The organism is Lacticaseibacillus salsurae, from assembly GCF_045862175.1.
Taxonomy (GTDB): domain Bacteria; phylum Bacillota; class Bacilli; order Lactobacillales; family Lactobacillaceae; genus Lacticaseibacillus; species Lacticaseibacillus salsurae.
Genome location: NZ_BAAFZI010000065.1, coordinates 1 through 10,315, shown reverse-complemented (window position 1 = coordinate 10,315; position 10,315 = coordinate 1). Strand labels below are relative to the sequence as shown.

Below are 10,315 nucleotides of genomic sequence, written 5' to 3'. Positions count from 1 at the left end.
GTTGATCCATCTTGATTTGGACGATATCGGGTTTATCTGACATAAAAAATACCTCACCATAATTGATGAGGTCAGTGTACCGCTGGAAATTTGATTAGGGAATCCGTGCTGTTATCTCCTGCTTACTGAATTTCTTAACCCCTGAAGCTTGATGCTACTATAAAATACAGTATACGCTTTCGCAAAAAATAATTGAACAAACATCACACTTGAAATGATTCAAAACCAGGCACAACTCAAAAAAGACACCTTATCGATCGGTGTCTTTGTCGCAATTGATTCAACTATCGTGCGCGGGTCGTTGGTAAAGGGGCGTTTAAGCCATCTCGGGTGCCTTTGATCAGTTTGCCAAAGCGTTTGAACGGTTGGCTTTCGTAAATTGAAAATAAATAACGATTGCGGATCTTTTTTTGCACAAATGCGTGTAAATTCGTAATGGCACCGCCATATTCGCGTGATAGAAACAACCCATTGCGGACAAAATAATAGTCTCGAAATACTTGCGAGTTGGTCGGATAAATCGTCTTGCCGAGAAAATGGCGGGCCGTCGTTTTTCCAATTTGATGCGCCATGGTAATTGAACTAGTGGTCAAAACTTGATAGCCCGCTTGTTGCAACGCCAATGCAAATTCAAAGTCGACCCAATCGATAAACCAGTCTGCTTGTTCGCCGCCAACTGCTTGAAACGCAGCCACTGCCACCAAACACCCTGATGCAATCGGTAAGGTGTCGCGGTATGGATCAGTTTGCATAGTGGGCTGTTTCACCGTTTGAATCTGATGGTCAACGATTTGAAAAAGTGATTGTACGGTGTTCAATTGCACGTCTTTGATCACAGGACTGAGCATGCCCAGCTGACTTTCATGCGCTAATGACTGCCATCGCGCCAACATCGCTTCAAAAAAATCGACCTCAACTTGAGAATCTTGATCCATCAAAAAAGCATGGGCGACGCCTTGTTGCGCCAACTTGCTGATGCCGGCGTTATGAGCTGCAGCAATGCCTTGATTGCCTTGCATGTCGACCACCGTTGCGCCGACTAAATGCAAGGCATCGCCATTATTCACAACCACAATATGCTGACATTTCGTCGCCCAATTGGCAATTTTCTGTTGAAATGAAGTCACTTCAGGGTTAAAAGCAACAACTACAATACCCCAATCTAATGTCATTTCGACTCCTTCTTAAAAGACGCGCTTGCGCAACGCCAACGGTAACCAAATAAACAGGCGTAATTGCATATCCCGACTATGCGCATGCATCGTCAGGCCCAATTTTTTCAAGGTCCGCAGTTGCGTAACTGGTCGATAATGATGCAGGAGATCCACGACCGCATCAGCTTGGCGGCGTTGGTTTGCAGAAAGATCACGACCGTAAAGTTGGGTAAACTGTTCAGCCTGTTGTAGAATCAACCAAATTTTGAGCTTTTTCTTGAGGGTCAGGCGTTCATAAAGGCGTTTAACGAGATGTTTTCGCGAACTGGCACCGACCACATTATTTTCATGTTGACGGTAGGCCACCAACGGTTGTTTTAAGTGCACAACGGAGCCCAAGCCACTGGCAATCAAGGCAATCAACCAATCATGCATAAACAAACGGTCAGGATCGATCTCAGTGATTTTGGCTTGAACCAAATCCCGCGCTTTGCGGTTAAACAAAGTCGTACACCCAATGACATTATTATTTAACAAGTACGAACCAAAATCACTGGCTTCAAATAAATTCCAGTGAGCCTCAGGCATCGCATCGCCATTTGCGTCAATTTGTGAGACATCGCAATGCATAAGCAACGGCTGATCGACCGGATATGCTGCCGCTGCCTCGATCATCGTCGATAATTTATCGGCTTCCCACACATCGTCTTGATCAGAAAACATATAGTAATCTGCCTCAGCAGGCGCAAGCATGCCTAAAAAGCCTTTAATGACCCCCATGTGTGGCAGAGTCGGCAACACGGTAATACGCTGATCGCGATCAGCGTATTCTGACAAAATTGCCAGGGTTTGATCGGTCGACCCATCATCATGAACCAAAAGCTGCCAATTGGTAAATTGTTGATGAATGAACGAATCCAACTGTGCTCGCAAAAAACGAGCCCCGTTGTAGGTTGCCATACAAATCACGATCTTGCCGGTTTGCGTCATTGTGTCCTCCTAGCGCAAAAGTAAATAGGGAATCATGTCGGTGACCCGCCATAAGTAACAAGTAAAGAAGAAGTATGTCACTGTGACCATCACAAAAAACGTCATCGCATGGATTTTCAGTTTAAAGCGCAATTGCGGATGGATTTCAAAGAAATACGCCGCCAGGATGATCAAAAACAAAAAACCATTGCGCTGAATGCGAGAATAGTCGTAAGCCAAGAAATCAGCCGGAAGCGCATAAAACGAAATCATAAACCCGGCAAGTAGCGTATTGAAGGTTTCGCGAGCTTCACCTTCAAAATGCCCGATCCGATCCAAGAAGTACGCAAATGTGACCCCTGAAAAAGCAGCAAACGATAACCCGACAACCCGAAATAAGCTGGTGCGATCCGTGTACATCGACGTGATCCGGGCCGCTAAATTGGCGCGCGACGTCAATAAGCCAGCAATCTTCCCTAATACTGCAGAAACATAATTGGCACCGACGACAACCGTGATCATCATCGCCAAAATGACCAAGACGCCTAAACCGATCATAACAGGTTTAAACCAACGTTTTGGTAACACCCGTAGCACAATGACAGGCAGGAACACATAGCCGATCGTGTGAAATTGGGCAGCAGCCAAACAGCCGATTAACGCAACCGGGACACTCCACCAGGTGACTTTTTTCAAGAACGAAACCGCAAAAATCACTAAACTGATGGCCACATAGTTCCGAATCTGGATCACATCCAGAAATAATACCGAACAATAATACGCAATCGCGAAGAAAAGCATGTTGTGCGTAAAGCGACGGACCCCAATATATAAGAAAACCGTCGCCAATAGTGCCAATGCAAGGCGAAAATCGGCGTAGCTAAAGCCCCAGTTTGAAAAAAGTTGTTCCAAGGCGGTATAACCACGTTCAAAATAAGCCGTTCCTGTGCCTACTTGGTGATAATAAGTTTCATAAGTGGCATAATCCGTCGTCTTTGGCCCAGCCGCACCAACTAGTAATCCTAGCCCGACAAAGGCGACGACATTAGCTATTTCATTGTCTCTGGTAAACGTACCCAGCCACAATAAAATCACCAGTAGTGTTAAGGAAATCATCTATATCCTCCAACCATTTGGGTTACAGCGTATTGCATAAAACCCGATACTTGATTTGTAACGTCTTTCGAGCCCCGGTTGCTTTAAAGCGCGGATCAAAAATCAACCGCAGTTTCGCCGCCAAGTTTGTTTGATAATTGGCAATATCGTTTAAGACTTTGCGCTGAGCTGACGACATTTGAGGCTCATAGCCTGCTAACAATTCTTGGGCTCGAATCGAAAATTGATGTTTGGGTCCACGTTGATAACGGCGATAACGATCCATCAACGTCGGTTTGATCGCACTGGCATCCCCACCAAACCCAGTCGCAGTGCCTGCATGACGCCGATACGAAATATGCGCATCAGGATCATAAACGACGGTGCCGAACATGTTCCCAAGTGCCATGACTAAGGCATCATGATTAGTCGCTTGCTTGGGTTCATATTGCTGCACTAAGGCCAAAATCTCTGCGTTAAAGACCATGGTCGCACCAACGCCGAAGCCATCCAGAAAGCTTTCCGGAAAATGAGCCGTTGGGTGAAAATCAGCGCCAAAACGATTGCCTAAGAAATTCAAATCGCCATCCATGATCGCAACATTCCCGTGATAAACCGCAGGGCCAGCTTGCTTGGCCAACATATCAACTGCCGCCATGAGTTTTTCTTCATGCCACAAATCATCTTGATCTGAAAACGCATAATAAGCCCCTTTGATGAAAGGCGCCGTCGCCATCAAATGGGTGAAACTTTTCTTCCAGCCAACATTCTTGCCTTGGGTGATCACAACGTTTTCTAGGTCAGCAAACTGGCTCAACAACGAAATCGTGTCATCTTTGGAACCATCATCGCGAATGCGAAGCAACACATTGACCCCTGTTTGGGCCAAAATGCTTTTGACCTGCTCAACGACAAACTTGGCGCCATTATAGGTTGAAAGTAAGACGACTACAGTGGGTTTTTCAGGTATCATTGCTTGTTAATCCCCCAACTTTTTAGCGTGCGTGTAAACATTTCAACTAAATCAGCAGTTGGCTGCCAACCGAGTTGCATGAGCTTTTGGCCACTTAAGCGCAACTGCACTTTTGGTGCGTAGCCCATGTCTTGATCAGGAATATCGATCACCACTTCACCAGTACCAAAATGAGTGGCAACCAATTCAGCCAGCCCTTTGATCGATACCGTATTGGCTTCGTTGACCACATTGTAACTTTCACCACTACGCCCTTTGACGCCTAATAACAACAACGCGGCGATGGTGTCACGTAAATAACAATAGTTGCCCATGGAACTGCCATCAGTATGTAACACTAACGGTTCGCCAGCAACGGCACTGCGAGCAAATTGAGCGAATACCCGAGTATCATCGGCACTGACGCCTGGACCAAAGGTTTGTGCCAGGCGCGCGTTGACCACAGACACCCCAAATTCATGACTATAAGCACTCGCCAAAAATTCATTGCTCCGCTTGGATTCAGGATAACCATTACGGACAACCAAAGGATCAACGTAGCCGACATCCGATTCAGTCGCACGATGATCAACAAACGGTTGCCCATAAATTTCCATCGATGACAAGTAAACGACGCGTGCTTGATCGGCTTGGGCCCGTTTTAGGACGTTGTTCATCCCCTCGAATTGCGCCACATAAGCTTCCACTGGTTTTTCAATCAAAAGCTTAGAGGTCGTCACAGCCGCAGTATGAAACATAAAATCCAAAGTTTGAGACGTTTGGATCGGGGCTGAAATTTCTTGAAAAATCAGCTCAAAATCGTCGCGTTCAACCAGCTTGCCAAAGATCCGATCAGCTTTTTGAGAATTTCTGGCCACACCCAAAATATGGATATTGGTATGCAAAAGCTCATTGGCGGTCAACATTGCGAGAATTAAAACGTGACCGATCAAGCCCGTGGCACCGGTGACCAAAACCGTTTTACCGGCATAATGCTGGTATAAATCGGCATGCTCATCAACGAGGCTTTTAAGGTCCGAGGCTAAGATTGGCTCAAGCTTTAACGACATTAGGCTTGACCTCCAAAGATTTGAGAATTCTCTTGGGCATCTAAAATAGCCCGGAAAATATAAAAATCAGTGGGCGTCGTCACCTTAATGTTATCTGTACTCCCCATGACGGTATACAACTGATAACCATAGTGCTGCATCATCGTTGCTGAATCGATAAAATCATTGCGCTTTTCAGCATGAGCGCGCTCAAACGTATCGTGCAACACTTCCAAGCGATAACTTTGCGGCGCGCGAGCTAGGACACACTTTGAGCGGTCAACAAAGCGATCCAATTGCCCGGCTTTTTGACCGACACCAATGGTTTCAATGGCAGGAACCACGGTAATTGCAGTACCTTTTTCATGAACCATCGCAATGTTGCGATCAATCGTATCTTGATCGATCAATGGCCGCACACCATCGTGCAACAAAACGGCAGTGTTTTCATCATGTGGGAGTTCTTCGTAGACGTACTTGACCCCGATATATTGGGAATCACTTGACTCTTTGCCACCGGTGAGCACTTTTTTGACCTTTTTTAAACCGAAGCGTGCAATCTTGTCTTCAAGGTATGCTTCCCATCCGGCAACACAAACCACCACGATCCCGTCAATATTTTGATCACGCTCAAACTTTTCCAAGGTGTAAATAATGATCGGTTTACCATGGACCTCCAAAAATTGTTTTGGTAAGGCGCCATTGTTCATCCGGCGGCCAACGCCACCAGCAAAAATCACCACATAGTCCATGATTAATCCTCCACTAAATAATACTTGCCGCGATACTCACGATAAGAACGTTCAGTATCAATAATGACGGTATGATGCTTCGCCTGCTGATCAGCTTTGGGTGGAAAGCTCATATAGTCGCCAAAAATCAACGACAAATAATCATCATAACCGATCGGCACAGGCATTTCAGTATCTTCAAACGGCATCATCACCGTTTTTTCAAACCAGCGTGCTGGTAATGGCCGACGCAAGGCTTTTAACCCTGTCACCAACTCAATGGCGACCGTCGATGAACCAAATGAAGGCTTGATCATTTGATTTTCAGCATGTTTCCACATCCGATAGCGCGCTTTTTCACTGCGAACAAGTGATAACGGTAATCCGGTCAAATAACGCAAAGCCTTCCCTTGGTGATCCGGCAGCCGCTGATTGATATAAATCGAAAAAATCACCGCATTGAGGCGTTGTTTCAAACTCGCCAATTTGGATGGTGCCAAACGATCCATCGGTAAGATGTCAATGGCAATGCCTTGGTTGACATCTTGATCTGCAGTCCGAAAGTTGATGAAGGTCGTTTGACTATCATTTAACGTCATCGCGCCATGCCGATAATTATGTGTGGCATCTGAGCGACACAACTCATATTGAGGATTAGTCGTGTATTGCTGCCAGTTGGCAGACAACTTCTCATAGTCTTCACGCATCATAAACACGTCGACATCGTCATCCCACGGCACGAAACCGTGATGCCGCAACGCCCCAATGCAACTGCCCCCAGCTAACCAAAACTTCAAATCATGTTGCTCACAAATCGATTTGAGATACTTCAAAATTTCAAGTTCTTTTTGTTGCAAGGTGTGCATTTGTTCTGGCGTTGCTTTGGAAAGATCTTTGATTACCGTCAAAATGTTCTCCTTACCAATTAAAAGTCGTAATCAGTCCGCTTGGCCGGCGCTTGGTTATATACCACACCATATTCCACATCATCGAGTTTGGCCAAAGTTGCTTGGACATCAGCAAAAGCTTCTCGTTTAACTGCCTTATGTGCCACTACCAAAACAGTGAAATCGCATAATAATGCCAAAGCTTCCACATCAGCATGATCCAAAATCGTATCGCCATCAAAAATCACGATATCGTATTGCTGCTTCAATTGGGCAAGCGCTGCTTCAAATGCTTGACTGACAAAAACTGCAGACGCATCTTCTGGTGCTGCACCAGTCGTCAACACATCAAGATTGGCAATATCGGTTGATTGAACCAAATCGATAACGGCCTTTTCCCCGTCGAGGGCTTCAGCCAACCCAGGTGTTTGTAGACCAAACGCGTCGGCAAGCATTGGCCGCGTGAAATTTGCATCCACTAATAACACTTTAGTGCCATTGGCTGCAAAACTCGCTGCCAAGTTGATCGCAACTGTCGTTTTCCCGATCCCGTCGATTGGGGAAGAAATCAGTAGTGTTTTCAGTTGTGACTGGCGCATTTTAAGATAAAACTGATTACGAATCGCTCGAAATTGATCGACTGCTTTTAGGTCAGCTTGCAAATATTCGTTTGTTGTCATGATTCACTCCTCAAAAGTCTTCATATTACTACTTAAAGTTGGTGACAGTGCCTAATACGGCCACATGTTGTTTCTTGAAGTAACCTAAATTGGCGATCCGTGGATCAAACAATTCACGCGCCGTCACGATGTAAAATCCGACCACTAAGCCCAACACTGCACCACCTAATGCAAAAGTCTTGACCCGACTCTTTGGCGTTTTATCAGGAATGGCCTTGGAGGCAACCGTAATTGGTTTAGAGTTTGAAACCATCGATTTCACCCGGACTTTGAAAGCCGCGACTAACTCATTGGCCACATCTGCAGACAATTGGGCATGGTTGGTTTTAACCGCAATGGTAAATACGCGTGACCCACCATTATTGGTAACCGTAATGTCGTTTGCCAAGTTTGACACATTGCCTTTGATTTTGCCTTGCTTCTTTAATGATGACATCACAGAATCTAAAATCGACTGTTGGGTAAACAGATCTTTATAGGTGTTTAACATTTGAGTGTCGGCCTGATTTTGAGTCAAAGCATCCGCTAAACTATCTTTTTCAGACTTGGGTTCTGGGTTCACCACGATTGACGTATCCGATTCATATTGCGGCGTCACTAAGAACTTCGCCGCACCCCAACCAGCTGCAAGACCCAAAACTGCTAACACGACAACTAATAAGAAGTTCTTTTTAAAAGCATGGGAAATCTGTTTCCCGTTCATCACAAGTTTCATAATTCCTCCAGTTATTTCAAATGTTGAATATCATTTTCAGAAACGATTTCATGGAGCTTCTTATAGCTTGGCTCTTCTTCTTCGTCAACGCCAGCCGACGACATCTTATCAAACAAAATCTTAACGGTTTGCAATAAGATCTTAGCATCCAAGAATAAGCTGTAGCACTTGATATAAAGCAAGTCGAATTTCAATTTGCTTCGATAATCGGAAGCATACTTCCCATAAACTTGCGCATAGCCGGTGATTCCGGCCCGCACATTGTGACGCAAATAGTAATGGGGTTCTTCTTCATTAAATTGATCAACGAAAAATGGCCGCTCTGGGCGAGGCCCAACAATGGACATGTCACCTTTAAAGACATTAAAGATCTGTGGCAATTCATCGAGTCGGAATTTACGCAGGTATTTACCAACACTGGTGATCCGCGCATCATTGGTCGTTGCTAATTGAGGGCCCGACTTTGCCTCAGCGTCATTGCGCATCGTCCGAAACTTGTAAATACTGAACTCGCGTTGATTCATCGTGATTCGAGTTTGTTTATAAATGATCGGACCCGGTGACGTTACCTTAACTAAAATTGCGGTCACCAGCATAAAGGGTGACGCCACGATCAGCATCAAAAATGAAACGACGATATCAAATACCCGCTTCATGAAGGCATTTTCTGGTGAGATGCGGAATTGGGACATCCCCATCACGGATTCATCTTCAAAATTCATCAAACTAGGATTGAGCATCAACAAGTTATCAAACGTTGACGGCAGTAGCACTTCTTTTTCCTGCTTGATGACCAAATCGATCACTGAACGCCGCTCGTCATCGGAAAGGCTATTGGTGAGATAGAAAATGTCGACATCCGGCAACACTTTCTTGGTGTTTTCAATGAAATTGCCCGTAATGACATGGGTAACTTTATGTTTATTGTTTTTAGCAGAATCAAAATTCTGAATGATAGCAGGTAATTCGTCTTCATAGGACAATACGGCGACTCGTCGTGAATTCGTGAAATGAATGTACATGTAATAGATCAAGACACGCCAAATCCCTAACACGATAATGCTGATGATCAAGGAATAGCCGAGCACGGAACGTGGAAATGCAAATAACCGGCCCATAAATGTGATCATCATCAAGGCCAAAATGGTGATGAACTGGCCCAAAATCGTGTTAAAGATAATATCACTGACCCGTCGGTTATAGAAAATATATACACCAAGCAAGAAATTTACCACCAAAAAAACGACGGAAATTGCCAGTGCAGAGTGTTGGTAAGTATAGAAATTACGATCTGGTACAACACTCCCAAAACGTAAATAGAATGCTAGTAGGACGCTGAGGTTAAACAGCACTACGTCACCAATAATTGTGGCGTAACGCCTTAGCCCGATCCACTCAGCTTTTTGTTTCATAATCTATCCCTCTCAAACGTTGTCGTCTGGTGTCTTGCGACACACAGACGAATTATACCACAAGGGCACGTACCCCCTCCATAGCGATACCCTCGCGCTGCGCTTATTATACCGGAAACCTTAGTCATTATCTCGGTTTCACTCGAAGCGTTACATTTTCTGAAGATTCCGACAGCTGATGAGGTAACTTTTCCCCTCATTCGCGCCGTGAAAAAAGGCCATCACGATGGATGACCTCATTTCATGATCTGTTCAGTTAGTTAAGGGTAATGCCACGTGCATCGATCCAATACTGCTTGCCATTGCTAAGTTGAATCTTATCAAAGGTGTTGCCGGCAGCACTACTGCGCGAAGTGATTGCTTGTGCCAATACTTTTACCGACTGACCATTGAAGTGCGTCGCATTGGTGTTGGCTAAAATTGACATGGCATCAGTGTAATAAGGGGCTGAATATAACCCATCATGACGACCAGACTGCGTAATTGTTCCAGTTTTTGAAACGGTCTTTGTTGATTTGACGGTGTCATATTGCACTTTCTTGAGCCCGCAAATTGCAAGAACAAGTTAGCCACCCCATGGCACGACACCGTGAGATGAACTGTTATCTTTGATGAGTTGAGTTAGCTGGCTACGACTACCTTGGCAGCTCGTCGCTGAGCTCGAGCGCGCT

Annotated in this window: 11 protein-coding genes; all 11 read right to left on the bottom strand. The window is 45.1% G+C overall.

The genetic code is table 11. The features are described 5' to 3' along the window. Nucleotides 1–284: 284 nt before the first annotated feature. Nucleotides 285–1,172 carry a glycosyltransferase family protein gene (locus ACKTSG_RS12495; RefSeq protein WP_407895256.1) on the bottom strand — a complete coding sequence of 296 codons (888 nt, stop codon included), beginning with the start codon at nt 1,170–1,172 and terminating at the stop codon, nt 285–287. Nucleotides 1,173–1,184: 12 nt separating this feature from the next. After that, nucleotides 1,185–2,144, bottom strand: coding sequence for a glycosyltransferase family 2 protein (locus tag ACKTSG_RS12490; protein WP_407895254.1), 960 nt, complete (start codon nt 2,142–2,144; stop codon nt 1,185–1,187). Nucleotides 2,145–2,153: 9 nt separating this feature from the next. Beyond that, entirely contained in the window at nt 2,154–3,239 is a 1,086-nt protein-coding gene (locus tag ACKTSG_RS12485) for an EpsG family protein (protein WP_407895252.1), read from the bottom strand. Between the two features lie 22 nt (nt 3,240–3,261). Beyond that, complete coding sequence (locus ACKTSG_RS12480; protein ID WP_407895250.1) at nt 3,262–4,191, bottom strand: glycosyltransferase; 930 nt, start codon at nt 4,189–4,191, stop codon at nt 3,262–3,264. Next, nucleotides 4,188–5,240: an NAD-dependent epimerase/dehydratase family protein gene (locus tag ACKTSG_RS12475; protein WP_407895249.1), complete on the bottom strand. Its 1,053-nt coding sequence runs from the start codon at nt 5,238–5,240 to the stop codon at nt 4,188–4,190. The genes ACKTSG_RS12480 and ACKTSG_RS12475 overlap by 4 nt, the downstream gene beginning before the upstream one ends. Then, complete coding sequence (locus ACKTSG_RS12470; protein WP_407895247.1) at nt 5,240–5,971, bottom strand: IspD/TarI family cytidylyltransferase; 732 nt, start codon at nt 5,969–5,971, stop codon at nt 5,240–5,242. Before ACKTSG_RS12470 ends, ACKTSG_RS12475 begins: the two co-directional genes overlap by 1 nt. A gap of 2 nt (nt 5,972–5,973) precedes the next feature. After that, nucleotides 5,974–6,858: a LicD family protein gene (locus ACKTSG_RS12465; protein WP_407895245.1), complete on the bottom strand. Its 885-nt coding sequence runs from the start codon at nt 6,856–6,858 to the stop codon at nt 5,974–5,976. Between the two features lie 17 nt (nt 6,859–6,875). Continuing rightward, on the bottom strand, nt 6,876–7,517 hold the full coding sequence (locus tag ACKTSG_RS12460) for a CpsD/CapB family tyrosine-protein kinase (RefSeq protein ID WP_407895243.1): 642 nt from the start codon (nt 7,515–7,517) through the stop codon (nt 6,876–6,878). Between the two features lie 28 nt (nt 7,518–7,545). Next, nucleotides 7,546–8,232, bottom strand: coding sequence for a YveK family protein (locus ACKTSG_RS12455; RefSeq protein WP_407895241.1), 687 nt, complete (start codon nt 8,230–8,232; stop codon nt 7,546–7,548). An 11-nt stretch (nt 8,233–8,243) separates the two neighbouring features. After that, nucleotides 8,244–9,644 carry a sugar transferase gene (locus tag ACKTSG_RS12450; protein ID WP_407895239.1) on the bottom strand — a complete coding sequence of 467 codons (1,401 nt, stop codon included), beginning with the start codon at nt 9,642–9,644 and terminating at the stop codon, nt 8,244–8,246. A 256-nt stretch (nt 9,645–9,900) separates the two neighbouring features. Continuing rightward, a complete protein-coding gene (locus ACKTSG_RS12445; protein WP_407895236.1) occupies nt 9,901–10,179 on the bottom strand; it encodes an SH3-like domain-containing protein in 279 nt (92 codons plus the stop codon). Between the last annotated feature and the right edge of the window lie 136 nt (nt 10,180–10,315).

Excerpts from the sequence above, each read along its gene's own strand:
- ACKTSG_RS12450 (WP_407895239.1), bottom strand. The coding sequence starts at position 9,644 with ATGAAACAAAAAGCTGAGTGGATCGGGCTAAGGCGTTACGCCACAATT.
- ACKTSG_RS12455 (WP_407895241.1), bottom strand. The coding sequence starts at position 8,232 with ATGAAACTTGTGATGAACGGGAAACAGATTTCCCATGCTTTTAAAAAG.
- ACKTSG_RS12480 (WP_407895250.1), bottom strand. The coding sequence starts at position 4,191 with ATGATACCTGAAAAACCCACTGTAGTCGTCTTACTTTCAACCTATAAT.
- ACKTSG_RS12470 (WP_407895247.1), bottom strand. The coding sequence starts at position 5,971 with ATGGACTATGTGGTGATTTTTGCTGGTGGCGTTGGCCGCCGGATGAAC.
- ACKTSG_RS12460 (WP_407895243.1), bottom strand. The coding sequence starts at position 7,517 with ATGACAACAAACGAATATTTGCAAGCTGACCTAAAAGCAGTCGATCAA.
- ACKTSG_RS12490 (WP_407895254.1), bottom strand. The coding sequence starts at position 2,144 with ATGACGCAAACCGGCAAGATCGTGATTTGTATGGCAACCTACAACGGG.
- ACKTSG_RS12495 (WP_407895256.1), bottom strand. The coding sequence starts at position 1,172 with ATGACATTAGATTGGGGTATTGTAGTTGTTGCTTTTAACCCTGAAGTG.
- ACKTSG_RS12485 (WP_407895252.1), bottom strand. The coding sequence starts at position 3,239 with ATGATTTCCTTAACACTACTGGTGATTTTATTGTGGCTGGGTACGTTT.
- ACKTSG_RS12475 (WP_407895249.1), bottom strand. The coding sequence starts at position 5,240 with ATGTCGTTAAAGCTTGAGCCAATCTTAGCCTCGGACCTTAAAAGCCTC.